The 25,961-nt window shown below is 53.8% G+C and carries 23 protein-coding genes and 1 rRNA gene; 20 read left to right on the top strand and 4 right to left on the bottom strand.

The window, feature by feature from the left end:
* Positions 1 to 57: 57 nt before the first annotated feature.
* The 3 genes from metE (at position 58) to A936_RS05565 (ending at position 3,390) form a co-directional block, all read left to right on the top strand.
* Positions 58 to 2,319 carry a 5-methyltetrahydropteroyltriglutamate--homocysteine S-methyltransferase gene (gene metE, locus A936_RS05575; protein ID WP_008455483.1) on the top strand — a complete coding sequence of 754 codons (2,262 nt, stop codon included), beginning with the start codon at positions 58 to 60 and terminating at the stop codon, positions 2,317 to 2,319.
* Positions 2,320 to 2,528: 209 nt separating this feature from the next.
* On the top strand, positions 2,529 to 3,107 hold the full coding sequence (locus tag A936_RS05570; RefSeq protein ID WP_034807956.1) for a hypothetical protein: 579 nt from the start codon (positions 2,529 to 2,531) through the stop codon (positions 3,105 to 3,107).
* A gap of 1 nt (position 3,108) precedes the next feature.
* Positions 3,109 to 3,390 (top strand): hypothetical protein, encoded by a 282-nt coding sequence (locus tag A936_RS05565; protein WP_157141381.1) that lies wholly within the window; start codon positions 3,109 to 3,111, stop codon positions 3,388 to 3,390.
* Between the two features lie 69 nt (positions 3,391 to 3,459).
* On the opposite strand, the gene A936_RS05560 is transcribed toward A936_RS05565, so the two are convergent.
* Positions 3,460 to 4,287, bottom strand: coding sequence for a dienelactone hydrolase family protein (locus tag A936_RS05560; protein ID WP_008455475.1), 828 nt, complete (start codon positions 4,285 to 4,287; stop codon positions 3,460 to 3,462).
* Between the two features lie 254 nt (positions 4,288 to 4,541).
* Here A936_RS05560 and udp point away from each other — a divergent pair, with 254 nt between their 5' ends.
* The 10 genes from udp to hemB all read left to right on the top strand — a co-directional run bounded on the left by udp (position 4,542) and on the right by hemB (position 13,536).
* Positions 4,542 to 5,303, top strand: a complete 762-nt coding sequence (gene udp, locus A936_RS05555; protein ID WP_008455474.1) for a uridine phosphorylase — start codon at positions 4,542 to 4,544, stop codon at positions 5,301 to 5,303.
* Between the two features lie 141 nt (positions 5,304 to 5,444).
* On the top strand, positions 5,445 to 6,878 hold the full coding sequence (gene rmuC / locus A936_RS05550; protein ID WP_008455472.1) for a DNA recombination protein RmuC: 1,434 nt from the start codon (positions 5,445 to 5,447) through the stop codon (positions 6,876 to 6,878).
* Between the two features lie 91 nt (positions 6,879 to 6,969).
* The gene (gene ubiE / locus A936_RS05545; RefSeq protein WP_008455469.1) at positions 6,970 to 7,740 is read left to right on the top strand and encodes a bifunctional demethylmenaquinone methyltransferase/2-methoxy-6-polyprenyl-1,4-benzoquinol methylase UbiE; all 771 of its coding nucleotides are present in this window, start codon (positions 6,970 to 6,972) and stop codon (positions 7,738 to 7,740) included.
* A 12-nt stretch (positions 7,741 to 7,752) separates the two neighbouring features.
* Complete coding sequence (ubiJ, locus tag A936_RS05540; RefSeq protein WP_008455467.1) at positions 7,753 to 8,358, top strand: ubiquinone biosynthesis protein UbiJ; 606 nt, start codon at positions 7,753 to 7,755, stop codon at positions 8,356 to 8,358.
* Complete coding sequence (gene ubiB, locus A936_RS05535; protein WP_008455465.1) at positions 8,355 to 9,995, top strand: ubiquinone biosynthesis regulatory protein kinase UbiB; 1,641 nt, start codon at positions 8,355 to 8,357, stop codon at positions 9,993 to 9,995. The genes ubiJ and ubiB overlap by 4 nt, the downstream gene beginning before the upstream one ends.
* A 77-nt stretch (positions 9,996 to 10,072) precedes the next feature.
* On the top strand, positions 10,073 to 10,327 hold the full coding sequence (gene tatA, locus A936_RS05530) for a twin-arginine translocase TatA/TatE family subunit (RefSeq protein ID WP_008455463.1): 255 nt from the start codon (positions 10,073 to 10,075) through the stop codon (positions 10,325 to 10,327).
* A 3-nt stretch (positions 10,328 to 10,330) separates the two neighbouring features.
* The gene (gene tatB / locus A936_RS05525; protein WP_008455460.1) at positions 10,331 to 10,888 is read left to right on the top strand and encodes a Sec-independent protein translocase protein TatB; all 558 of its coding nucleotides are present in this window, start codon (positions 10,331 to 10,333) and stop codon (positions 10,886 to 10,888) included.
* 2 nt (positions 10,889 to 10,890) lie between these two features.
* A complete protein-coding gene (tatC, locus tag A936_RS05520; protein ID WP_008455457.1) occupies positions 10,891 to 11,673 on the top strand; it encodes a Sec-independent protein translocase subunit TatC in 783 nt (260 codons plus the stop codon).
* Positions 11,674 to 11,716: 43 nt separating this feature from the next.
* The gene (gene tatD / locus A936_RS05515; protein ID WP_008455455.1) at positions 11,717 to 12,517 is read left to right on the top strand and encodes a 3'-5' ssDNA/RNA exonuclease TatD; all 801 of its coding nucleotides are present in this window, start codon (positions 11,717 to 11,719) and stop codon (positions 12,515 to 12,517) included.
* Positions 12,514 to 13,536 (top strand): porphobilinogen synthase, encoded by a 1,023-nt coding sequence (gene hemB / locus A936_RS05510; RefSeq protein WP_008455454.1) that lies wholly within the window; start codon positions 12,514 to 12,516, stop codon positions 13,534 to 13,536. Before tatD ends, hemB begins: the two co-directional genes overlap by 4 nt.
* A 46-nt stretch (positions 13,537 to 13,582) precedes the next feature.
* Here hemB and rfaH read toward each other — a convergent pair whose 3' ends face one another.
* Positions 13,583 to 14,071, bottom strand: a complete 489-nt coding sequence (gene rfaH, locus A936_RS05505; protein WP_008455452.1) for a transcription/translation regulatory transformer protein RfaH — start codon at positions 14,069 to 14,071, stop codon at positions 13,583 to 13,585.
* Between the two features lie 180 nt (positions 14,072 to 14,251).
* Between rfaH and ubiD the strand changes: the two genes are divergently transcribed.
* Positions 14,252 to 15,745 carry a 4-hydroxy-3-polyprenylbenzoate decarboxylase gene (gene ubiD, locus A936_RS05500; protein WP_085938888.1) on the top strand — a complete coding sequence of 498 codons (1,494 nt, stop codon included), beginning with the start codon at positions 14,252 to 14,254 and terminating at the stop codon, positions 15,743 to 15,745.
* A 47-nt stretch (positions 15,746 to 15,792) separates the two neighbouring features.
* Positions 15,793 to 16,494 carry an NAD(P)H-flavin reductase gene (gene fre, locus A936_RS05495; RefSeq protein ID WP_008455448.1) on the top strand — a complete coding sequence of 234 codons (702 nt, stop codon included), beginning with the start codon at positions 15,793 to 15,795 and terminating at the stop codon, positions 16,492 to 16,494.
* A 119-nt stretch (positions 16,495 to 16,613) separates the two neighbouring features.
* On the opposite strand, the gene fadA is transcribed toward fre, so the two are convergent.
* Positions 16,614 to 17,777 (bottom strand): acetyl-CoA C-acyltransferase FadA, encoded by a 1,164-nt coding sequence (fadA, locus tag A936_RS05490; RefSeq protein WP_008455446.1) that lies wholly within the window; start codon positions 17,775 to 17,777, stop codon positions 16,614 to 16,616.
* A 9-nt stretch (positions 17,778 to 17,786) separates the two neighbouring features.
* Entirely contained in the window at positions 17,787 to 19,976 is a 2,190-nt protein-coding gene (fadB, locus tag A936_RS05485; protein ID WP_008455445.1) for a fatty acid oxidation complex subunit alpha FadB, read from the bottom strand.
* Positions 19,977 to 20,166: 190 nt separating this feature from the next.
* On the opposite strand from fadB, the gene pepQ reads away from it, so the two are divergent.
* From pepQ to A936_RS05460, 5 genes are all read left to right on the top strand, one after another.
* Positions 20,167 to 21,498, top strand: a complete 1,332-nt coding sequence (pepQ, locus tag A936_RS05480; RefSeq protein WP_008455443.1) for a Xaa-Pro dipeptidase — start codon at positions 20,167 to 20,169, stop codon at positions 21,496 to 21,498.
* Positions 21,498 to 22,112 (top strand): IMPACT family protein, encoded by a 615-nt coding sequence (locus A936_RS05475; RefSeq protein ID WP_008455441.1) that lies wholly within the window; start codon positions 21,498 to 21,500, stop codon positions 22,110 to 22,112. The genes pepQ and A936_RS05475 overlap by 1 nt, the downstream gene beginning before the upstream one ends.
* Before the next feature lie 41 nt (positions 22,113 to 22,153).
* Complete coding sequence (gene trkH, locus A936_RS05470; RefSeq protein ID WP_008455438.1) at positions 22,154 to 23,605, top strand: Trk system potassium transporter TrkH; 1,452 nt, start codon at positions 22,154 to 22,156, stop codon at positions 23,603 to 23,605.
* A gap of 11 nt (positions 23,606 to 23,616) precedes the next feature.
* Positions 23,617 to 24,150: a menaquinone-dependent protoporphyrinogen IX dehydrogenase gene (gene hemG, locus A936_RS05465; protein ID WP_008455436.1), complete on the top strand. Its 534-nt coding sequence runs from the start codon at positions 23,617 to 23,619 to the stop codon at positions 24,148 to 24,150.
* 364 nt (positions 24,151 to 24,514) lie between these two features.
* A 16S ribosomal RNA gene (locus tag A936_RS05460) occupies positions 24,515 to 25,961 on the top strand; the annotation flags it as partial.

The raw sequence follows: 25,961 nt of genomic DNA, 5'->3' as shown, positions 1-25,961 counted from the left end.
TATAGAAGTGTAAACATCTGGATGGCTAAATACATCGCACCGAATAGAGGAAAGACCATGACAATCCATAATCACACCCTGGGGTTCCCTCGCGTCGGCCTTAAGCGCGAGTTGAAAAAAGCACAAGAAAGCTACTGGGCAGGGAATACCTCCCGCGAAGAATTACTGGCGGTTGGCCGCGAACTGCGTGCCCGCCACTGGGACCAACAAAAACGAGCCGGCGTCGAATTACTGCCGGTGGGCGATTTCGCATGGTACGACCATGTTCTGACCACCAGCCTGCTGCTCGGTAACGTACCGGCTCGTCATCAGAACAAAGACGGCAGCGTCGATATCGATACGCTGTTTCGCATCGGCCGTGGCCGGGCACCAACCGGCGAGCCTGCTGCTGCCGCAGAAATGACCAAATGGTTCAATACCAACTACCACTACATGGTGCCGGAATTTACTAAGGGGCAGCAGTTCAAACTGACCTGGACTCAGCTGCTGGAAGAAGTCGACGAGGCGCTTGCGCTGGGCCATAAGGTGAAACCTGTCCTGCTTGGGCCAGTGACTTACCTGTGGCTGGGCAAAGTGAAAGGCGAACAGTTTGATCGCCTGAGCCTGTTGAAAGATATTTTGCCGGTCTACCAGCAGGTGCTGGCCGAATTGGCGAAGCGTGGCGTTGAGTGGGTACAAATCGATGAGCCTGCGCTGGTGCTGGAGCTGCCAAAAGCATGGCTGGATGCCTTCAAACCGGCTTACGACGCGCTGACCGGCCGGGTGAAGCTGCTGCTTACCACCTACTTCGAAGGCGTGGGGCCAAACCTGAACACCATCACCGCGCTGCCGGTGCAGGGTCTGCACGTTGATTTTGTGCATGGCAAAGATGACGTGAATGACATCCATAAGAAACTGCCTGCAAACTGGTTGCTGTCGGCGGGTGTTATCAACGGCCGTAACGTCTGGCGTGCCGATCTGACGGAGAAATATGCTCAGTTAAAAGACCTGGTGGGTAAACGTGAGCTGTGGGTGGCATCTTCCTGCTCCCTGCTGCACAGCCCAATTGACCTGAGCGTAGAAACTCGCCTGGATGCCGAAGTTAAAAGCTGGTTTGCTTTTGCCCTGCAGAAGTGTGCTGAGCTGTCCTTACTGACTGAAGCATTAAACAGTGGGAATACCGCCAAAATTGCTGAATGGAGCGCCCCGATTCAGGCTCGTCGTCAGTCCAAACGTGTACACAATGCCGCTGTCAGCGAGCGTCTGGCTAAAATTACCGCCCAGGACAGCCAGCGCCAGAATGCTTACACTGCCCGTGCAGCAGCCCAGCGTGAACGCTTCAACCTGCCGGCCTGGCCAACAACGACCATTGGCTCCTTCCCGCAGACAACTGAAATTCGCGGCCTGCGCCTGGACTTCAAAAAAGGCAAGCTGGACGCGAGCAACTATCGCACCGGTATCGCCGAACACATTAAGCAGGCGATTGTTGAGCAGGAACGTCTGGGCCTTGACGTGTTGGTGCATGGCGAAGCTGAGCGTAACGACATGGTTGAGTATTTCGGCGAACATCTGGATGGCTTCGTCTTTACTCAGAACGGCTGGGTGCAGAGCTACGGTTCCCGCTGCGTGAAACCTCCGATTGTTATCGGTGATATCAGCCGTCCGGAGCCGATCACCGTTGAGTGGGCCAAATACGCGCAGTCCCTGACCGACAAACCGGTTAAAGGCATGCTGACCGGTCCGGTGACGATTCTTTGCTGGTCCTTCCCGCGTGAAGATGTTTCCCGGGAGACTATCGCGAAGCAGATTGCGCTGGCCCTGCGTGACGAAGTAGCGGATCTGGAAGCCGCAGGTATCGGTATCATCCAGATTGATGAACCCGCCCTGCGTGAAGGTTTGCCGCTGCGCCAGTCCGACTGGCAGGCTTATCTGGAGTGGGGCGTGGAGGCCTTCCGTCTGAACGCCGCCGTGGTGCGAGATGACACCCAAATCCATACCCACATGTGCTACTGCGAGTTCAACGACATCATGGACTCCATTGCGGCGCTGGATGCGGACGTGATCACCATCGAAACTTCCCGTTCCGATATGGATCTGCTGGAGGCGTTTAAAGAGTTCGAATACCCGAATGAAATCGGGCCGGGCGTGTACGACATCCACTCTCCAAACGTTCCGGATGTGCAATGGATTGAAGCTCTGCTCAAGAAAGCAGCGGAATCTGTTCCGGCAGAGCGCCTGTGGGTTAACCCGGACTGCGGCCTGAAAACCCGTGGCTGGCCAGAAACCCGTGCGGCGCTGGCAAACATGGTGCAAGCGGCACACAACCTGCGCGAGGCTTAATACTAAAACGGAGGTGAGAGCCTCCGTTTTTCACACAGTTAAAATCACGCCCTCATCTCCCTGTTCACTAATGCATGCTAATGCCAGGAATAATGCCCTTACTCTTTTCTGAAAGTCGTATTTATCCAACATTCACCTTGTCACGCTGAATTTTTTCTTGAGAAGCTTACTGCGCAGTTTGTCTTTTTTTGTGAAATAAAAGGATACTTATGAAGCAGCTAAGCGGTGAAAGCTGGGTTAGTCGATTCCAGGGAAGTAGTGACACGCAAACCCTGAGTTCAATATTCCGGGCAAATGTAAATAATTTTCTAAAAAGCCTTGAAGATGCTGGCGTCAGGGTAACTATTTCGGCGACGTTACGTCCGCCGGAAAGGGCATATTTAATGCACTGGTCCTGGAAGCTGGCACGAGGCATGGTTGAACCTGCCAATATTCCTGAAAAATCGGGTGTGGAAATTGAATGGGTGCATAATGGTGCGAACGGAAAGGCTGACAGAAATAAAAGCATTAATGCGGCAAAATCGATGGTCCGGGCTTATGGCATGTCCAATCTCAACGTTGCTCCGGCGTTAAGGAGCCGACATACGGAAGGCAATGCTATTGATATGACGCTGTCGTGGATGGGTAACCTGGAAATTAAAGATAATAAAGGTGAGACTGTTATTATCAAAACAATGCCCCGTGATGGCATGAATACTCAATTACATGAAGTAGGGAAAAGCTTTGATGTGATAAAGTATCACGGCGGTGCTAACGATAAACCTCATTGGTCAACGGATGGTCGATAAAATGAATAAAAGCCTAATTTTCTGTGCGCTATTCTTTTTGGTTTCCTGCGCTCAGGCTGCGGATAAATATCCAAAAGACGTTACTGAGTTTCTAATAAATGCAGATGACTGCCAGCATTTATCTGGTGAATGGGATTCGAACTTGCCAAAAGAGCAGCAAAAGGATATTGAAAAACAGGTTAATGTTATCTGTGGTAAAGCAAAATCGCAGCAGGGTGCTTTGAGAACTCGCTACCATAATGAAAAAAGTATTCTAGATGTGATTAACGAATACGATTTTTAGATGTCAGGGATATAACGGTCCGTGACGGACGGCCCGTTATGTTATGCAGTCCGGGGTAACCGACCGGCTTTACTTCCTTACTCCGTACCGTTTAAACCACGCCAGCATCCTTTCCCAGCCATCTTTGGCCGACGCTTCATGGTAGCTCGGGCGGTAGTCAGCGTTAAAAGCGTGTCCGGCTTCCGGGTAGACAATAATTTCCGCCCTGGCATTGGCCGCTCTTAGTGCCTGGCGCATGGTCTCAACGCTTTCCTGAGAAATCCCGGTATCCTTACCACCATAAAGACCTAGCACTGGCGCATTAAGATTGACGGCGATATCTACCGGGTGGTGATGAGAGTTCAACGTTTTCTCACCCGTCAGCTTGCCGTACCAGGCGACGGCCGCTTTCAGCTGTGGATTGTGCGCCGCATAAAGCCAGGCAATTCGCCCGCCCCAGCAAAAACCGGTGACCATCAGGCGATGCGCATCGCCGCCGTTGCGTGACGCCCAACTGGCCACATGATCAAGGTCGCCCAGCACCTGGTTATCCGGCACTTTTGAGACCAGGCCGCTTAACAACGTGGGGATATCGGCAAAATCTCCCGGTTCTCCCTGGCGAAAATAAAGCTCCGGGGCGATGGCCAGATAGCCTTCAAGCGCCAGTCGACGGCAGAGATCGCGGATATGTTCGTGTACGCCAAAAATCTCCTGAATGACAATCACAACCGGCAGCGGGCCATCGGCATTTTTGGGCCTGGCGTGGTAAGCCGGCATATTGTCGCCCTGGCTTGGAATTGACGTTTCCCCAGAAAGAATAGTGTCGTCCGGCGTTAGCAAAGCGGTGGGGGCGATGGGGGATGCCGCCGGTGCGAAACCTTCGCCCGGTGTGTTATGTGTTGTTTGCTTTTGTTTCATGGTTTTCTCCGAACCAGCATTAGCGCAGTGTGATAACTATAGCCAGGATTAGTAGCAAATCTGGTGGGCAAAAAACGCCGTCAAAGGTCAAAAAATAGCCCGATTGATGCTTAATTGTGATGCTGATCGCATATGAATATACAAATAATGTAATTTGTTTCATTCAAAGTGAGCGTCATCACGAAATTATGCTCAGGGGTTCTGTAAAGTGTCGCTTTGCTTCTCCTGAAACCTACTCAACAGAGGAGTCTGTTATGTCCAAGTCTGATGTTTTCCATCTCGGCCTCACTAAAAATGACCTGCAAGGGGCTACGCTTGCCATCGTCCCTGGCGATCCTGAGCGTGTGGAAAAAATCGCCGCGCTGATGGACAAGCCGGTTAAGCTGGCTTCCCACCGTGAATTCACTTCCTGGCGTGCTGAACTCGACGGCAAGCCGGTTATCATCTGTTCTACCGGTATCGGCGGCCCATCTACCTCTATTGCCGTTGAAGAACTGGCACAGCTTGGCATTCGCACTTTCCTGCGCGTCGGGACTACCGGGGCGATTCAGCCGAACATCAACGTCGGCGATGTGCTCGTGACCACCGCATCTGTTCGCCTGGATGGTGCCAGCCTGCACTTCGCGCCAATGGAATACCCGGCTGTGGCAGACTTCGCATGTACTACCGCGCTGGTTGAAGCGGCAAAAGCCGTGGGCGCAACGACGCACATCGGCGTGACGGCATCCTCCGACACCTTCTACCCTGGTCAGGAGCGTTACGACACGCTCTCCGGCCGCGTAGTTAGCCGCTTCAAAGGCTCAATGAAAGAGTGGCAGGAAATGGGCGTGATGAACTATGAAATGGAATCCGCCACGCTGCTGACCATGTGCTCCAGCCAGGGTCTGCGTGCGGGTATGGTTGCCGGGGTCATCGTGAACCGTACTCAGCAAGAGATCCCTAACGCGGAAACCATGAAGAAAACGGAAAGTCACGCGGTGAAAATCGTGGTCGAGGCGGCGCGTCGCCTGCTGTAGTTTTGCTTTTCCGATCATAAGGCCGGCGCTCGCCGGCTTTTTTTATGCTTTGCGCGCTCCCTTCCGGGAAATCCCTTTTCATCTGGACATTTATACAGCAGAATTTTATTTTGCCGATGTTGGTATCGTTTTGGGGGAAGCATGGATATTTCACTGTTGTTTGGGCTGGGCATCGGGTTGGTGGGCTTGCTGACCGGCTGGCTTGTCGCCAGTCTGCGTGCGGCACAGCGGTTGGCGGCTTTGCATGAAGAACAGCGTGAAATCTACGGTGAGCTTACAGCCGCGCGGCAGGAGCTTCAGCAAAACCAGCACTGGCGAGATGAGTGCGACCAGCTTAACCGTGAGGTCCGTGCTCAAATGGAAATTAACAGCGGGCAGGAAGCAGATATTCGTGAGCTGACCACGTTGCTCGAGCAAACCCGACTCAATGCTGAAGACAAGCATCGCCAAATGCTTAACAGCGAGCAGCGCCTGAACGAGCAGTTTGAGAATCTTGCCCACCGTATTTTTGAGCAAAGCGGGCGTAAGGTTGAAGAGCAGAACCGCCAAAGCCTTAACGTGTTGCTTTCCCCACTTCGAGAACAGCTCGATGGCTTCCGACGCCAGGTCCAGGAGAGTTTTGGCCAGGAAGCACGCGAACGGCATACGTTGACGCACGAAATCCGTAACCTGCAGCAGCTCAATGCACAAATGGCGCAAGAGGCGCTCAATCTCACCAAAGCACTGAAGGGCGACAACAAAACTCAGGGTAACTGGGGGGAAGTGGTGTTAACTCGGGTATTGGAAGCTTCTGGCCTGCGTGAAGGGCATGAATACCAGACTCAGGTGAACATCCAGCTTGAAAACAACAGTCGTATGCAGCCGGATGTTATCGTCCGCCTGCCTCAGGGCAAAGACGTTGTTATTGATGCAAAAATGACGCTGGTGGCCTATGAGCGTTACTTCAATGGTGAAGATGAACTCACGCGTGAAAGTGCGCTGAATGAGCACATCACCGCTATCCGCAGCCATATTCGCCTGCTGGGGCGCAAAGATTACCAACAGCTACCGGGGCTACGTTCGCTGGACTATGTGTTGATGTTTATTCCCGTTGAGCCCGCTTTCCTGCTGGCTATCGACAGGCAGCCTGAACTGATTAGCGAAGCGCTGAAAAATAACATTATGCTGGTGAGCCCGACGACGCTGCTGGTGGCGCTGCGCACTATTGCCAATCTGTGGCGCTATGAACATCAAAGCCGTAACGCCCAGCAAATCGCCGACAGGGCGGGGCGTCTGTACGATAAAATGCGCCTGTTCGTGGATGATATGTCTGCGATTGGGCAAAGTCTCGATAAGGCGCAGGATAACTACCGGCAGGCGATGAAAAAACTTTCATCCGGCCGTGGGAATATCCTGGTTCAGGCGGATGCGTTTCGCGGACTTGGCGTAGAAGTCAAACGTGAGATGAATCCAGATCTGGTCGAGCGCGCTCGTCAGGAAGATGAGGATGATTCGGCTCGACTGGGCCATGCGGGCGAAGAACCTGAGGCTGAATTCGATACTTTGTCTTCATCGCGCACGGGTGAAGAGCGTTAAACTGAGGCTGAGTAGCACGGTTGAATCATAGGGCTTTCACGCCCATTCTGTTACACTTCCCGAACATTTTCTTTATTAAGCAGGCATTGAGATGGTTGATGAATCCCAGGAGTCCGGATCCCAGGAAACAACGCACTTTGGCTTCCGTACCGTAGCTAAAGAGCAAAAGGTCGATATGGTGGCGAACGTGTTCCACTCTGTTGCGGCGAAATACGACGTAATGAACGACCTGATGTCTTTTGGTATCCACAGGTTGTGGAAACGCTACACGATAGACTGCAGTGGCGTACGTCGTGGCCAGCGCGTGCTGGATCTTGCGGGCGGTACGGGCGATCTGACGGCGAAATTTTCTCGCCTGGTTGGTGAGACCGGTGAAGTCGTATTGGCCGATATTAACGATTCGATGCTGAAAATGGGGCGTGAAAAGCTACGCAATATCGGCATTGTGGGGAACGTCAGATACGTGCAGGCTAACGCCGAAGCGCTGCCATTCCCGGACAACACCTTTGACTGCATCACCATCTCCTTTGGCCTGCGTAACGTCACGGATAAAGACGCTGCATTGCGCTCTATGTTCCGCGTTCTCAAACCCGGTGGCCGCCTGCTGGTGCTTGAGTTCTCCAAACCAGCTTTCGAGCCGCTGAACAAAGCCTACGACGCGTATTCGTTCCACATTCTGCCGCGCATCGGTGAAATGGTCGCTCAGGACGGCGAAAGCTATCGCTACCTGGCAGAATCCATTCGCATGCACCCGGATCAGGAAACGCTGAAAGGCATGATGGAAGAAGCTGGGTTTGAAAACACCACCTATTACAATATGACCGGTGGGATTGTCGCCCTGCACCGTGGCTATAAATTCTAACAGGGAGCCGCGATGCCATTTATGTCGCTGATGACTGCCGGAATCGAAGGTGTGCTGAACACCTTCCTCTGGCGCGATCGTAGCCTGAAATCCGCGCGTCAACGCCTGCAGGGCAAGACATTGCGCGTTAGCCTGAAAGAATTTTCAGCGCCGCTGGTGCTGGTGTTCAGTGAACAACAGCTGGACGTACTGAGCCAGTGGGAAGGTGAGGCGGATTGTAGCGTCACAACCCATATCGGCGTGCTGCCGAAACTGCGCGATCGCCAGCAACTTACCGCTCTGATTCGCAGCGGTGAACTTGAGGTGGCAGGTGACATTCAGGTTGTACAAAATCTGGCATCGCTGATGGATCTCGCGGAGTTTGATCCTGCGGAACTGCTGGCTCCGTATATAGGCGATATTGCCTCTGAAGGTATCAGTAAGTTTGCGCGTCATGGCGGAAAGCTGCTGAAAAAAGGATTGAGCCGCAATCAGCAGTATCTGGGAGAAGCGCTCACCGAAGAGTGGCGCGTTGCGCCTGGCTCACTTGAAGTGGCCTGGTTTGCAGAGGAAACCGAAGCGCTGGCACGCTCGGCGGACGCACTCAGCAAACGGCTGGATAAGCTGGAGGGCAAATGACGCCAGGAGAAATTCGCCGCCTTTATTTCATTGTCCGTACCTTTCTGAGCTATGGCCTTGATGAACTGATTCCCAAAATGCGCATTACGCTGCCGTTACGTTTGTGGCGGCGTTGCCTGTTCTGGATGCCGAATCGTCACCGTGATAAGCCTTTGGGAGAACGTCTACGCCTTGCGCTGCAGGAGCTCGGTCCCGTTTGGATCAAGTTTGGTCAGATGCTTTCTACCCGTCGCGATCTGTTCCCACCGATCATTGCTGACCAACTGGCTATGTTGCAGGACAGAGTTGCGCCTTTTGACGGTGCGTTGGCGAAGAAACAGATTGAACTGGCGATGGGCGGCATTCCCGTTGAAAGTTGGTTCGACGATTTTGACATCAAGCCTCTGGCCTCTGCCTCCATTGCTCAGGTGCATACCGCACGCCTGAAAGAGAGCGGCAAAGAGGTCGTGATTAAGGTCATTCGGCCTGATATCCTGCCGGTGATCAAAGCCGATATGAAGCTTATCTATCGTCTCGCCCGTTGGGTGCCGCGTTTGCTGCCGGATGGCCGTCGTCTCCGCCCGCTGGAAGTGGTGCGTGAATACGAAAAAACGCTGATCGATGAGTTAAACCTGCTGCGTGAAGCGGCGAACGCCATCCAACTGCGGCGTAACTTCGAAAATAGCCCGATGCTGTATGTGCCAGAGGTTTATTCGGACTACTGCACCGAGAACATGATGGTGATGGAGCGGATTTACGGGGTTCCGGTCTCTGACACCGTTGCGCTCGAAGCTCAGGGCACCAACATGAAGCTGCTTGCCGAACGTGGCGTGCAGGTCTTCTTTACGCAGGTCTTCCGCGACAGCTTCTTCCATGCGGACATGCATCCGGGCAACATTTTCGTGAGCTACGACCACCCGGAAGATCCGCAATACATTGGTATCGACTGCGGTATCGTGGGCTCGCTGAACAAAGACGATAAGCGCTATCTGGCAGAAAACTTTATTGCCTTCTTCAACCGGGATTACCGCAAGGTAGCCGAGCTGCATGTGGACTCTGGCTGGGTGCCGGCAGATACGAATGTCGAAGAGTTCGAGTTTGCGATTCGCACCGTGTGTGAACCTATTTTTGAGAAGCCGCTGGCGGAGATCTCCTTTGGCCATGTGCTGCTGAACCTGTTCAATACCGCGCGTCGTTTCAACATGGAAGTTCAGCCGCAGTTAGTTTTACTGCAGAAGACCCTTTTATACGTCGAAGGCGTCGGTAGGCAGCTTTATCCGCAGCTGGATCTGTGGAAAACGGCAAAACCTTTCCTGGAAAGCTGGATCAAAGATCAGGTTGGTATTCCTGCTCTGGTACGTGCTTTCAAAGAAAAAGCGCCTTTTTGGGTGGAAAAAATGCCGGAATTGCCGGAACTGGTGTACAACAGTTTGCGCCAGGGCAAGCAATTACAGCTTAGCGTTGATAAAATTCAGCGCGACCTGCAACTTCATCACGTGCGGCAGGGACAGTCGCGTTACCTGTTCGGCATCGGTGCCACGCTTATATTGAGCGGGACGCTGCTGCTGATCAACAAACCTGAGTGGGACTTTATGCCTGCCTGGTTGATGGCGGGGGGAATCGTTGTCTGGCTGATTGGCTGGCGGCGCTCTGCCTGAACTTTAATCGGAATTAACGGGTGATTGCCGTATAATAGCGGTTCTCATTGCCTTAACATCTTTATTCAGGAGTAGGTATGGGCATCAGTTGGCCACAATTGCTAATCATTGTTGTTATCGTTGTTTTATTGTTTGGCACCAAGAAGCTGGGCTCTTTAGGTTCAGATCTTGGCGCGTCTATTAAGGGCTTTAAGAAAGCCATGAGCGACGACGACGGCAAAGAGAAAGAAAATGGTGAGAAGGATGCTGATTTCACAGCGAAATCCCTCTCTGAAAAACCGAGCGACGTGAAAAAAGACGAAGCGAAAAGCAACGATAAAGAGCAGGTATAAACCGTGTTCGACATTGGTTTTGGCGAACTGCTACTGGTGTTTGTGATTGGCCTGATTGTTCTGGGTCCGCAGCGCTTGCCGGTGGCGGTAAAAACAGTTGTTGGCTGGGTGCGCGCACTGCGTTCTCTGGCTACCACGGTGCAGAACGAACTCGCTCAGGAACTGAAGCTGCAGGAACTGCAGGACAGCCTGAAAAAGGTCGAGAAAGCCAGTATGGATAATTTGACGCCTGAACTGAAGGCGTCAATGGACGAACTGCGCCAGGCCGCTGAGTCGATGAAGCGTTCCTATACCCAGCACGATCCTGAAAAGAACAGCGACGAAGCGAATACCATCCATAACCCGTTGGTTAAGGATGAACAGCTAAGTCATGACGGTGCCACGCCAGCCAATGCGGCACATCAGGCGGCTGCGCCTGATGCCGTACCTTCAGAGACGGTGACACCGGCACCCTTGGCGGTCGAAAACGTCGTCGAATCTGCTGTCGAGCCTCAGGTGAAGCCTTTGCCCGAGGCTGCACCCGTTGTCACTCCAACGCAACTTCCAGGTGAAAAATCGTAACTATGGCTGTTGAAGATACCCAACCGCTCATTAGCCATCTGATCGAGCTGCGTAAGCGTCTGCTGAACAGCATGATCGCCGTGCTGGTGATTTTCCTGGCGCTGGTCTATTTCGCCAATGACATCTATCAGGTGGTTTCCGCCCCGCTGATAAAACATATGCCGTTGGGCTCAACGATGATTGCGACCGATGTCGCGTCACCGTTCTTTACCCCGATAAAATTAACCATTTACGTTTCGGTGTTCCTGGCCGCGCCGGTCATTCTGTACCAGATCTGGGCTTTTGTTGCCCCTGCATTGTACAAGCATGAGCGTAAGCTGGTGATGCCGCTGCTGTTCTCCAGCACGCTGCTTTTTTATATCGGCATTGCCTTTGCGTATTTTGTGGTCTTCCCGCTTGCCTTTGGTTTCCTGACAAAAACTGCGCCAATAGGGGTGGTCGTCTCGACGGACATCACGAAATATCTCGACTTTGTGATGTCGCTGTTCATGGCCTTTGGCGTAGCGTTTGAGGTGCCCGTCGCCATTATCCTGCTGTGCTGGATGGGGGTGACAACACCGGAATCATTGAAACAGAAGCGCCCTTATATTCTGGTTGGGGCTTTTGTTGTCGGCATGCTGTTAACGCCGCCGGATGTTTTCTCGCAAACCCTTCTGGCGGTGCCAATGTACTGCCTGTTTGAGGTTGGTGTCTTCTTCTCCCGCTTCTACGTCGGAAAAGGGCGTAATGGCGATGAAGATGATGAGCCTGAATCTGAAGAGACGCGCTCGGAAAAAGAGCAGTAATGAAATAACCGCCCTCAGGGGCGGTTGTCGTTTGGAGGGAGAGATGTTTGATATTGGCGTGAATTTAACCAGTTCTCAATTCGCAAAAGATCACGAGGATGTGGTCGCTCGCGCATGGCAGGCTGGCCTGAGTGGCATGATGTTGACCGGTACCAACCTCCATGAAAGTGAACAAGCGTTACGCCTGGCGCAGCAGCATGAAAACTGCTGGTCCACCGCCGGAGTGCATCCCCATGATGCCAGCCAGTGGAATGACGAAACTGCGGGTGCCATCCGCCGTTTAGCGGCGGCCCCGCAGGTCGTCGCTATCGGCGAATGCGGTCTGGATTTTAACCGTAACTTTTCTACTCCTGCAGAGCAGGAACGCGCTTTCACCGCGCAGTTGGCGCTGGCCGCGGAGCTGATGATGCCGGTATTTTTACACTGCCGGGATGCACATGAACGTTTTCTTGCGCTACTTGACCCCTGGTTGGATCAACTGCCCGGCGTGGTGCTGCACTGCTTTACCGGAACTGAAGAGGAAGCCCGCGATTGCCTGCTTCGCGGACTGTTTATCGGCATTACCGGCTGGGTTAGCGACGAGCGCCGCGGCCTGGCATTAAGAGAGTTACTTCCGGTTATCCCCGCTCAGCAACTGCTGCTGGAAACCGATGCGCCCTATTTGTTGCCCCGGGATCTACAACCAAAACCTGCATCCCGCCGCAACGAACCCTGTTATCTGCCCCATATCCTGAATAAGGTCGCCGAATGGCGCGGTGAAGACCCGGCCTGGCTTGCGCAGGTAACAGATGACAATGCTCGTCGGTTATTCCGACTGGGTTTTAATCAGGAGAAAGTTAAATGAGCTATGCATTTCCCGGTACGTTTCCCGGGCGTCGTATGCGCCGCGTACGTCGTCATGACTTCAGCCGTCGTCTTGTGGCTGAAAACCAGCTGACGGTAAACGACCTTATTTACCCTGTGTTTGTCATGGAAGGCCACAACCAGCAGCAGGAAGTGCCGTCTATGCCGGGGGTTTATCGTATGACTATCGATCAACTGCTGAAAGAAGCAGAGGCGGTCGCGAAGCTGGGCGTCCCTGTGCTCTCTTTGTTCCCGGTCATTGAAAGCGACGGGAAATCGCTGCATGCGGAAGAAGCCTATAACCCAAATGGCCTGGTACAGCGCGCTGTGCGTGCGCTGAAAGATGCTGTGCCTGAGCTTGGGTTGCTGACTGACGTTGCCCTGGACCCTTACACCACTCACGGGCAGGACGGTGTCATTGACGCTGATGGCTATGTGATCAACGACGTCACTCGCGAGATTCTGGTTCGTCAGGCCCTTTCCCATGCTGAAGCCGGGGCCGAAATTGTCGCGCCTAGCGATATGATGGATGGACGTATTGGCGCTATCCGGGACCGGTTAGAAGCTGATGGCTTCGTGAATACCCAGATCATGTCTTATGCCGCAAAATATGCTTCCTGCTACTACGGCCCGTTCCGGGATGCCATTGGCTCTTCCGGTAACCTGAAGGGCGGCAATAAGAAGACTTACCAGATGGATCCGGCTAACAGCGACGAAGCTTTGCAGGAAGTGGCGCAAGATCTGCAGGAAGGGGCCGACATGGTGATGGTGAAACCTGGGATGCCTTATCTCGACGTTGTGCGCCGCGTGAAAGACACCTTTGGGGTGCCAACATTTGCCTACCAGGTATCCGGTGAATATGCCATGCATATGGCTGCGATTCAGAACGGCTGGCTGGCCGAAAAACCGGCCATTATGGAATCTTTGATGTGCTTTAAGCGTGCTGGCGCGGATGGCGTGCTGACGTATTTCTCAAAACGTGTTGCCCAATGGCTGCACGATGAGCAGATGCAGCGCTAGTTGCGATTCAGGAAGAAAGAGGCCAGCATTTGCTGGCCTCTTTGCATTAAACCTTGCGGAAGTCGGTATTCCTGATGCTTTGCTGCACCTGCTTATTCAGTAAATTCAGCAGCAACATTGAGCGAGCTTCACCGTCTGGTTCAGCGAAGATGGCTTCTAATCCCTTGAAGGCCCCTTCGGTAATCACCACGCTATCGCCGGGATACGGCGTTTCTGGGTCGAGGATATTCTCTATTTGATAGTGCATCAGTTCATGAATCACTGTTTCCGGAACCGTTGCCGGCTGCGCGCCGAAGCGAACAAAATGGCTGACGCCACGGGTGGAATTCACCGTGGTGGTATGGATGGATTCTGGATCGAACTCGACAAACAGGTAATTAGGGAACAGAGGCTCGCTGACCGCAGCTCTTTTACCACGCACCATTTTTTCCAGCGTGATCATTGGTGTAAGACAATTAACTTCCTGGCGCTCAAGATGCTCTTTGGCGCGCAGTAATTGACCACGTTTACAGTAAAGAAGATACCAGGATTGCATAATTTCTCTTTTCGCCCGCTTCAGCGCGTCAGAATAACAAAACGTCCTTCGCAGAGATACACAGCTTCAGTATAACCTGTCCGGGGGCGGCCAGCAGGCGGCCAGTTTCACGCTAATTTAACAAAAATACAGCATGGTGGCGGTGAAGTCCGTATAATGACGGCCAAATCCGACGTCACGATAAATTGCATGAAATACCACGACCTACGCGAATTTCTTGCGCTGCTTGAGCAGCAGGGCGAACTCAAACGTATCGCATTGCCTGTCGATCCGAATCTGGAAATGACCGAAATTGCCGACCGCACGCTGCGAGCCGGTGGCCCGGCTTTGCTGTTTGAAAACCCGAAAGGCTACACCATGCCGGTGCTATGTAACCTGTTTGGAACGCCGAAACGCGTAGCGATGGGCATGGGGCAGGAGGACGTTACTGCCCTGCGTGAAGTCGGGAAACTGCTGGCTTTCCTTAAAGAACCGGAGCCGCCAAAAGGCTTCCGCGACCTGTTTGATAAGCTGCCGCAGTTCAAACAAGTTCTGAATATGCCGACTAAACGTCTGCGTAATGCACCTTGCCAGGAGCAGGTTTGGGAAGGGGATGAGGTCGATCTTAATCGCATTCCGATCATGCGCTGCTGGCCGGAAGACGTCGCCCCGCTGATTACCTGGGGGTTAACGGTCACCCGTGGTCCGCATAAAGAGCGCCAGAATCTGGGGATTTACCGCCAGCAGCTGATCGGCAAAAACAAGCTGATTATGCGCTGGTTGTCTCATCGCGGCGGTGCGCTGGACTTCCAGGAATGGTGTGAGGCTCACCCGGGTGAGCGCTTCCCTGTCTCCGTCGCGCTTGGCGCAGATCCCGCAACCATTCTTGGGGCGGTGACGCCGGTGCCGGATACGCTTTCCGAATATGCTTTTGCCGGGCTGCTGCGCGGGACCAAAACCGAGGTCGTGAAATGTATCTCCAACGATCTTGAAGTTCCTGCAGGTGCAGAAATTGTGCTGGAAGGTTACATTGAGCCTGGTGAAATGGCACCGGAAGGCCCGTATGGCGACCATACGGGGTACTACAACGAAGTGGATAGCTTCCCGGTATTCACCGTAACCCACGTCACCCAGCGGCAGGATGCGATTTACCATTCCACCTACACTGGCCGCCCGCCGGATGAGCCTGCGGTGCTGGGTGTGGCGCTTAATGAAGTGCTGGTACCCATCCTGCAAAAGCAATTTCCGGAGATTATTGATTTCTATCTCCCGCCGGAAGGGTGTTCATACCGACTCGCGGTAGTGACGATTAAAAAACAGTATGCCGGACATGCCAAGCGAGTCATGATGGGGGTTTGGTCGTTCCTGCGTCAGTTCATGTACACCAAGTTTGTTATTGTGTGTGATGACGACGTCAATGCACGCGACTGGAACGATGTCATCTGGGCGATCACTACGCGTATGGATCCGTCCCGTGATACGGTGCTGGTGGATAACACGCCGATAGACTATCTGGATTTTGCCTCCCCGGTTTCCGGGCTAGGCTCTAAAATGGGACTGGACGCCACCAATAAATGGCCGGGCGAAACCCAGCGTGAATGGGGGCGCCCAATCAAGAAAGATGTTGAGGTATGCGCGCGTATTGATGCAATCTGGGATGAACTGGCTATTTTTGATAACGACAAAGGCGCCTGAGTGGCGACCTTTACGGTTTAGCATTATTGACCCGACAGAGGGGACGCATGACAACCTTAAGCTGTAAAGTGACCTCGGTAGAAGCGATAACCGACACGGTATATCGCGTTCGATTGCTGCCGGAAGGCGATTTCTCATTCCAGGCCGGGCAGTATTTGATGGTGGTGATGGATGAGCGGGATAAGCGCCCGTTCTCTATGGCTTCCACGCCGAGCGAGCGTGAGTTCATTGAGTTACATATTGGTGCCTCTGAGCTCAACCTCTATGCCATGGCGGTAATGGACCGTATTCTGAAAGGGCAGGAAATTGTGGTTGATATGCCACACGGTGATGCGTGGCTGCGCGAAGATGAAGACCGTCCTCTTATCCTGATTGCCGGCGGCACGGGGTTCTCTTACGTTCGTTCTATTCTGCTGACGGCGCTGGCGCGTAACCCAGAGCGTGAAATTGCAATCTATTGGGGCGGCCGTGAAGAGAAGCATCTTTACGACCTGGCCGAGCTGGAAGGGCTGACCCTGCAGCATCCTAATCTGCGTGTTGAAGCCGTGGTTGAGCAGCCGGAAGAAGGCTGGCGTGGCCGGAGCGGGACTGTACTCACCGCCGTTATGCAGGATCACGCTTCACTGAGCGGGCACGATATCTATATCGCAGGTCGTTTCGAAATGGCGAAAATTGCCCGTGAACTGTTCTGCAACGAGCGCGGGGCGCTGGTTGAACATATGTTCGGCGACGCTTTCTCCTTTATTTAAGGCCGTTCGTCGTCAGAATAAGCCACCGCATCGTCGGTGGTTTTTTTTATCTTTCAGATATAAAAAACCCGCCCCTGACAGGCGGGAAACACGGCAACTAAACTCAGTTTCGTTTTTTATTAAACGCGTTCAAATACGGTCGCGATGCCCTGACCCAGGCCAATACACATGGTAGCCAGGCCAAACTGCGCGTCGCGACGCTCCATCAGGTTGATAAGCGTGGTGCTGATACGCGAGCCGGAGCAGCCCAACGGGTGGCCAAGCGCGATCGCGCCACCGTTCAGGTTGATCTTTTCGTCGATCTTATCCATCAGCCCCAGATCTTTAATGCACGGCAGGATCTGGGCGGCAAACGCTTCGTTCATCTCAAACAGGTCTATATCCTGAGCGGTCAGGCCCGCTTTTTTCAGCGCTAGTCGGGATGCAGGCACCGGGCCGTAACCCATAATGGACGGGTCGCAGCCGACGACGGCCATCGAGCGAACGCGTGCGCGAATTTTCAGGCCCAGCTCTTTGGCGCGAGTTTCGCTCATCAGCAGCATCGCGGATGCCCCATCGGACAGCGCCGAAGATGTGCCTGCGGTGACGGTGCCATTGACCGGATCAAAAGCAGGTTTCAGCGCCGCCAGCCCTTCAACCGTGGTTTCCGGGCGAATCACTTCATCGTAGTCGTAACGCTTCAGAACGCCGTCGGCATCGTGACCGCTGGTCGGCATAATTTCCGCTTTGAAGTGCCCGGCTTCTGTGGCAGCCCAGGCGCGCTGATGGGAACGCGCGGCAAACTGATCCTGCATTTCACGGCTGATGCCGTGTAAGCGGGAAAGCATTTCAGCCGTCAGGCCCATCATGCCCGCAGCTTTTGCCACGTTGCGGCTGAGGCCAGGGTGGAAATCAATCCCGTGGGTCATCGGTACGTGGCCCATGTGTTCCACGCCGCCGATCAGGCAAGCATGCGCGTCGCCGGTTTGAATCATGCGTGCTGCATCGTGCAGCGCCTGCATGGAGGAACCGCACAGGCGGTTCACCGTGGTGGCTGGCACTGAATGAGGAATTTCCGCCAGAAGCGATGCATTGCGGGCAATATTGAAACCCTGCTCAAGCGTCTGCTGGACGCAGCCCCAGTAGATATCGTCCAGTGCTGCGGCTTCGAGTGCCGGGTTACGGGACAGGATACTGCGCATCAGATGCGCCGACAGATCCTCAGCGCGAACGTTGCGGAACGCGCCGCCTTTCGAGCGGCCCATCGGCGTACGGATGGCATCAACAATAACAACCTTTTCCATGTTCACTCCTCAGGCGCTTTTCAGGTCACTGGTCGGGCGGGCTGGCTCGACCGGGGGATAGTACGGCTCGTTGCGTGATGCTTTGGCCTGAAGGCCTTCAGGCACGACGTACAGCGGGCCGAGGTTTTGGTACTGCTGCGCCATGTCGAAATACTTCGCGCTGCCCAGGGTGTCCAGCCAGCGGAACGCGCCGCCGTGGAACGGAGGGAAACCGAGGCCGTAAACCAGCGCCATATCGGCTTCTGCCGGGCTGGCAATCACGCCTTCTTCGAGGCAGCGAACCACTTCGTTGACCATTGGGATCATCATGCGGGCGATAATTTCTTCGTCGCTGAAGCTGCGCTTAGGCTGGCTCACGTCTGCCAGCAGGCCATCAACAGCTTCGTCCTGGTCTTTGCGCGGTTTGCCTTTGCTGTCTTCTTTAAAACGATAGAAGCCCTGCTGGGTTTTTTGGCCGTAGCGTCCGGCATCAAACAGAACGTCGATTGCGTCGCGGTAATCTTTGTTCATACGCTGCGGGAAGCCTGCGGCCATGACCGCCTGTGCGTGATGGGCGGTATCAATTCCGACCACGTCCAGCAGGTAAGCCGGGCCCATCGGCCAGCCGAACTGTTTTTCCATCACTTTGTCTATCTGGCGGAAATCCGCGCCGTCGCGCAGCAACTGGCTAAAGCCTGCAAAGTAGGGGAACAGCACGCGGTTGACGAAGAAGCCCGGGCAGTCATTGACCACGATAGGGGTTTTACCCATTTTGCTTGCCCATGCCACCACTCTGGCGAGGGTGGCGTCTGAGGTTTTTTCTCCGCGAATGACTTCAACCAGCGGCATGCGATGCACCGGGTTGAAGAAGTGCATCCCACAGAAGTTTTCCGGGCGTTTCAGCCCGCTTGCCAGTTCGCTAATCGGGATGGTTGAGGTGTTGGAAGCCAGCACGGCATCAGGGCGAACCTTATCTTCGGTTTCTGCCAGCACCGCTTTTTTCACTTTCGGATTTTCAACTACGGCTTCAACGACAACGTCTACACGATCGAACCCTGCGTATTCCAGCGTTGGCTGAATGGTTGAAATCACCTGTGCCAGCTTCATGCCGTCAATTTTGCCGCGCTCAAGCTGTTTGTTCAGCAGCTTGCTGGCTTCATTAATGCCCAGCGCCAGCGACTTCTCGTTAATGTCTTTCATTAGGACCGGCACGCCTTTCCAGGCGGACTGATAAGCAATGCCGCCGCCCATAATACCCGCGCCGAGTACGGCCGCGTGTTTAGGCGTTTCGATATCTTTGGTGAGTTTTTTCGCTTTGCCTTTGACAAACTGATCGTTCAGGAAGATGCCGACCAGCGCGCGGGCTTCATTGGAGCGAGCCAGTGGCACAAAGCTTTGGGTTTCCAGCTTCAGGGCTTCATCGCGGCCAAGACCGGCGGCAGCTTCAATGGTTTTTACCGCAGTCATTGGCGCTGGGTAATGCTTCCCGGCGATCTGCGCCACCATGCCTTTAGCAATGGTGAAGCTCATACCGGCTTCGATTTTGCTTAAACGTAACGGCTCAAGTTTCGGGGCGCGTTTTGCCTGCCAGTCAAGCTCGCCTTTGATCGCCTGGCGGAGGACTGCCAGTGCGCCGTCACGCAGTTTTTCGGTTTTTACCACACCATCAACCAGGCCAAGTTTTTGCGCTTCTGCTGCGCCAACGTCTTTGCCCGCGGTGATAATTTCAAGCGCGCTATCGGCACCCAATAAACGCGGCAGACGAACGGAACCGCCAAAGCCCGGCATAATGCCTAGCTTAGTTTCCGGCAGGCCAATACGGGTATCCGGCGTTGCCAGACGGTAATCGGTTGCCAGTACACATTCGCATCCGCCGCCCAACGCGTAACCATTCACCGCGGCGATGGTTGGGACGGGCAAGTCCTCCAGGCGGTTAAACACGCTGTTGGCAAATTGCAGCCAGTGGGTCAGCTGTTCGGCAGGGACCAGGAACAGCGACAGGAATTCGGTAATGTCGGCGCCAACGATGAAGGCGGATTTGCTGGAACTCAGCAGCAGGCCTTTGAGGTTAGGCTGTTTTTCAAGTACGGCCAGCGCTTCGCCGAGGCTGGCGACGGTCGCTGTATCCAGCTTGTTGACGGAGCCGGGGGCATCAAAAACCAGTTCGGCGATGCCGTCTTCCAGCCAGTCGAGATGTAGGGTTTCACCTTGGTAGAGCATGTCAGTCTCCTGAATCCAGCAATGGGATCTGGTCGTACCAGATCAAGCGGAGTGTGGAATTGATGTTAATGAAATGCAAATTTCTCTTTAAATATTTGCAAACTCGATCACAGGCGGCGGAAATAACTCGGCGGTTTGTCCGGTATGCTAAGATGCGATGCGAACAGAGACAAAAACAGAAGGATAAATTATGGAATCACTGGCCGCGCTGTATAAAGATCATGTGGTAACGCTACAGGAGCGTACCCGCAACGTTCTGGCGCGTTTTAACCTTGATGCATTACTTATTCACTCCGGGGAGCTGTTCAATGTCTTCCTCGATGATCATGCCTATCCGTTTAAAGTAAACCCGCAGTTCAAAGCCTGGGTGCCGGTGACCCAGGTACCTAACTGCTGGCTGCTGGTGGATGGCGTGAATAAGCCGAAGCTGTGGTTCTATCTGCCGGTGGATTACTGGCACAACGTGGAGCCGCTGCCGGAATCCTTCTGGACCGACGATATTGAAGTGATTGCGCTGCCAAAAGCCGACGGTATCGGCAGCCAACTGCCTGCCGCACGCAGCAATATTGGCTACATTGGCCCGGTGCCAGAGCGTGCATTACAGTTGGATATCACGCCAGCCAACATCAACCCGAAAGGGGTTATCGACTATCTGCATTATTATCGCGCTTATAAAACGGACTACGAGCTGTCCTGCATGCGCGAAGCACAGAAAACGGCAGTCGTCGGCCATCGCGCTGCGCACGAAGCGTTCCTGTCCGGCATGAGCGAATTCGATATTAACATCGCTTACCTGACGGCGACCGGACACCGCGATACCGATGTGCCGTATGGCAATATCGTGGCGCTCAATGAGCATGCTTCGGTGCTGCACTACACTAAGCTGGATCATCGCGTCCCTGCCGAAATTCGGAGCTTCCTGCTGGACGCTGGCGCTGAATATAACGGCTATGCCGCCGACCTGACGCGGACCTGGACGACCCAAAGCGACAGCGATTTCGCTCATCTGATTAAAGACGTGAACGAAGAGCAACTGGCGCTGATCGACACTATGAAGTCCGGTGTGCGCTATACCGATTACCACATCCAGTTCCATCAGCGTCTGGCTAAGCTGCTGCGTCGCCACAAGCTGGTGAACGACATCAGTGAAGAGGCGATGCTGGAAGCCGGGATCACTACCCCGTTCATGCCGCACGGCATCGGGCATCCGCTTGGGTTGCAGGTTCACGATGTAGCCGGGTTTATGCAGGACGATACCGGGACGCATCTGGCTGCACCTTCGCAGCATCCTTATCTGCGCTGTACCCGCGTGCTGGAACCTCGCATGGTGCTGACCATTGAGCCCGGTTTGTACTTTATCGAATCGCTGCTGGCACCGTGGCGTGAAGGGCAGTACAGCAAACACTTCGACTGGAAGCGTATTGAGGCGCTGAAGCCGTTTGGCGGCATCCGCATTGAAGATAACGTCGTTATCTATGAAAACAGCATCGAAAACATGACGCGTAACCTGAAGCTCGCGTAATGGAAAGTTGGCCAATCCCTGCCGAGCCCGTCACGGTCAGCGAGGAGATCAAGAAAAGCCGCTTTATTACCTTTGTCGCCCATACGGATGGGGTAATAGCGGCTAAAGCATTTGTTGAGAAAATCCGGGCTGAACACCCGGACGCTCGTCACCATTGCTGGGCGTGGGTTGCTGGCGCGCCGGATGACTCGCAGCAGCTAGGTTTCTCGGATGATGGTGAGCCTGCAGGCACCGCAGGGAAACCTATGCTTGCCCAACTGATGGGAAAAGGTATTGGTGAAATCACTGCGGTGGTGGTGCGCTACTACGGTGGGGTGAAGCTGGGTACTGGTGGCCTGGTGAAAGCCTATGGCGGCGGCGTACAGCTGGCGTTAAACCAGCTTTCTACAGTGCTCAAAGTGCCGTTAACCGAATATACTTTGCATTGCGACTATTCGCAGCTGGCGGGTGTGGAAGCGCTACTCAAGCAAAGCGATGGTCTTATTGTGGAAAGCGACTTCCAGGCCATTGTTGCTATGCGCGTAGCGTTGCCGCAAACCCAGGTGGCTGCCTTCAACGCCAGGCTGAGTGACTTTAGCCGCGGTGCGTTGCATTTATTGCCGTTTGAACAATAATCCCACCTCGTTATTTATAGATATTTAAGGAAGCGGCTGAAATGCATTTTCGCGCCATTACCCGAATCGTTGGCCTGTTGGTTATCCTCTTTTCCGGAACCATGATACTCCCCGGCTTAGTGGCTCTAATCTATCGAGACGGTGCCGGCCGCGCCTTTACGCAAACCTTTTTTGTTGCGTTGGCGATAGGTTCTTTACTGTGGTGGCCAAATCGCCGTGAGAAAAGGGATCTCAAACCGAAGGAAGGCTTCCTGATCGTTGTGCTGTTCTGGACTGTGCTGGGCAGCGTGGGTGCGCTGCCGTTTGTCTTTGCCGAGCGGCCGAATCTGACGGTAACAGACGCCTTTTTTGAATCCTTTTCTGGCCTGACAACGACCGGCGCGACAACGCTGGTGGGGCTGGACTCTTTACCTCATGCGATTCTTTTCTATCGGCAAATGCTGCAATGGTTCGGCGGGATGGGGATCATCGTCCTGGCTGTGGCCATCTTGCCTATTCTTGGCGTCGGTGGGTTGCAGCTGTATCGGGCAGAAATGCCGGGGCCGCTTAAAGATAATAAAATGCGCCCGCGTATCGCCGAAACGGCAAAGACGCTGTGGCTCATTTATGTCCTGCTGACGATTGCTTGCGCGCTGGCGCTTTGGTTCGCGGGGATGCCGGCGTTTGATGCTATCGGACATAGCTTCTCTACTATTGCGATTGGTGGCTTCTCGACACATGATGCGAGCGTGGGTTACTTCAATAGCCCAACCATCAATACCATTATTGCTATCTTCCTGCTGATCTCTGGCTGTAACTACAGTCTGCACTTCTCCCTGCTGAGCGGGCGTAGCCTCAAAGTGTACTGGCGCGATCCGGAATTTCGGATGTTTATCGGTGTACAGCTCTCGCTGGTTCTGGTCTGTACTCTGGTGCTTTGGTTCCATAATACCTACCAGTCAGCCTGGCAGACTTTGAACCAGGCTTTCTTCCAGGTCGTGTCGATGGCGACCACCGCGGGCTTTACCACGGACAGCATCGCTCGCTGGCCGCTATTCTTGCCGGTTTTGCTGCTCTGCTCTGCCTTCATCGGCGGCTGCGCCGGGTCTACCGGCGGTGGCCTGAAAGTGATTCGTATCCTGCTGCTGTTTAAACAAGGTAACCGCGAGCTGAAACGCCTGGTACACCCGAATGCCGTTTACAGCATCAAGCTTGGGAACCGGGCCTTGCCGGAACGAATTCTTGAAGCCGTATGGGGATTCTTCTCTGCTTATGCGCTGGTGTTTATCGTCAGTATGCTGGCTATCATCGCGACCGGCGTCGATGACTTCTCTGCTTTTGCCTCTGTTGCTGCAACGCTTAATAACCTGGGCCCGGGCCTTGGCGTCGTTGCCGATAACTTTGCCAGCATGAATCCCGTGGCTAAATGGATCCTGATCGTGAATATGCTGTTTGGCCGCCTTGAAGTATTTACCCTGCTAGTACTGTTCACGCCTACTTTCTGGCGCGAGTAACCGGAGCCTGTGTGAAAACCTTAATTCTGTTTTCGACCCGAGATGGTCAAACTCGTGAGATTGCTTCTTATATCTCTTCTGAACTGAAAGAGCTGGGCGTGGAGAGCGATGTGGTCAATCTCCATCGCTGCGAGGAACTTGCCTGGGCTAATTACGACCGGGTGATCATTGGTGCTTCTATTCGCTACGGACATTTCCATGCCTCTGTTGAGGCGTTCGTGAAAAAGTATCAGCTGCAGCTGAAGGAGCGCGCGAGTGCATTTTTCGCGGTCAATCTTGTTGCCCGTAAACCAGAGAAGCGTTCACCGCAGACGAATCTTTATACCCGCAAGTTTTTGCTTAACTCGGTTTGGCAGCCCGATCATTGTGCCGTGTTTGCCGGTGCATTGCGTTACCCGCGTTATGGCTGGCTGGACCGCTTCATGATCCGCTTAATTATGAAAATGACCGGCGGTGAAACGGATACAAGTAAAGAAGTGGTTTATACCGATTGGCCGCAGGTAGCCCGATTTGCCCGTGAAACTGCACAGTTAAGCACCAAATAGCGTTGTAAATAAGCGGGTTGGCGAAAAAGAATGCGGTCAGAAAGTTTTTTTAAATAAACGCTTGTCACCGCCGAAGAACTCCCTATAATGCGCCTCCACTGACACGGAACAACGGCTTGCAAAGCGGCGCGTCAGGCGGAGTGAAGCGAAAAATAAATGCTTGACTACGCAGCGGGAAAGCGTAATATGCACAGCCCGCGCTACTGAGAAAGTAGCACTGCTCTTTAACAATTTATCAGACAATCTGTGTGGGCACTCGCAGGATTGATATCTCAGCATCTCCGGATGCAAACAAATATCAAGTCTTGAAGAGTGACTACTGATTTTATAAACAGTTTTAATTCTTTGAGCATCAAACACTTTTAAATTGAAGAGTTTGATCATGGCTCAGATTGAACGCTGGCGGCAGGCCTAACACATGCAAGTCGAGCGGTAGCACAGGGAGCTTGCTCCTGGGTGACGAGCGGCGGACGGGTGAGTAATGTCTGGGGATCTGCCTGATGGAGGGGGATAACTACTGGAAACGGTAGCTAATACCGCATAACGTCGCAAGACCAAAGAGGGGGACCTTCGGGCCTCTTGCCATCAGATGAACCCAGATGGGATTAGCTAGTAGGTGGGGTAATGGCTCACCTAGGCGACGATCCCTAGCTGGTCTGAGAGGATGACCAGCCACACTGGAACTGAGACACGGTCCAGACTCCTACGGGAGGCAGCAGTGGGGAATATTGCACAATGGGCGCAAGCCTGATGCAGCCATGCCGCGTGTATGAAGAAGGCCTTCGGGTTGTAAAGTACTTTCAGCGAGGAGGAAGGCATTAAGGTTAATAACCTTGGTGATTGACGTTACTCGCAGAAGAAGCACCGGCTAACTCCGTGCCAGCAGCCGCGGTAATACGGAGGGTGCAAGCGTTAATCGGAATTACTGGGCGTAAAGCGCACGCAGGCGGTTTGTTAAGTCGGATGTGAAATCCCCGGGCTCAACCTGGGAACTGCATTCGAAACTGGCAAGCTTGAGTCTTGTAGAGGGGGGTAGAATTCCAGGTGTAGCGGTGAAATGCGTAGAGATCTGGAGGAATACCGGTGGCGAAGGCGGCCCCCTGGACAAAGACTGACGCTCAGGTGCGAAAGCGTGGGGAGCAAACAGGATTAGATACCCTGGTAGTCCACGCCGTAAACGATGTCGACTTGGAGGTTGTGCCCTTGAGGCGTGGCTTCCGGAGCTAACGCGTTAAGTCGACCGCCTGGGGAGTACGGCCGCAAGGTTAAAACTCAAATGAATTGACGGGGGCCCGCACAAGCGGTGGAGCATGTGGTTTAATTCGATGCAACGCGAAGAACCTTACCTACTCTTGACATCCAGAGAACTTTCCAGAGATGGATTGGTGCCTTCGGGAACTCTGAGACAGGTGCTGCATGGCTGTCGTCAGCTCGTGTTGTGAAATGTTGGGTTAAGTCCCGCAACGAGCGCAACCCTTATCCTTTGTTGCCAGCGGTTCGGCCGGGAACTCAAAGGAGACTGCCAGTGATAAACTGGAGGAAGGTGGGGATGACGTCAAGTCATCATGGCCCTTACGAGTAGGGCTACACACGTGCTACAATGGCGCATACAAAGAGAAGCGACCTCGCGAGAGCAAGCGGACCTCATAAAGTGCGTCGTAGTCCGGATTGGAGTCTGCAACTCGACTCCATGAAGTCGGAATCGCTAGTAATCGTAGATCAGAATGCTACGGTGAATACGTTCCCGGGCCTTGTACACACCGCCCGTCACACCATGGGAGTGGGTTGCAAAAGAAGTAGGTAGCTTAACC

Origin of the sequence: Enterobacter sp. Ag1 (assembly GCA_000277545.1) — a bacterium.
GTDB lineage: Bacteria > Pseudomonadota > Gammaproteobacteria > Enterobacterales > Enterobacteriaceae > Cedecea.
This window is presented reverse-complemented; position numbering and strand designations above follow the sequence as displayed.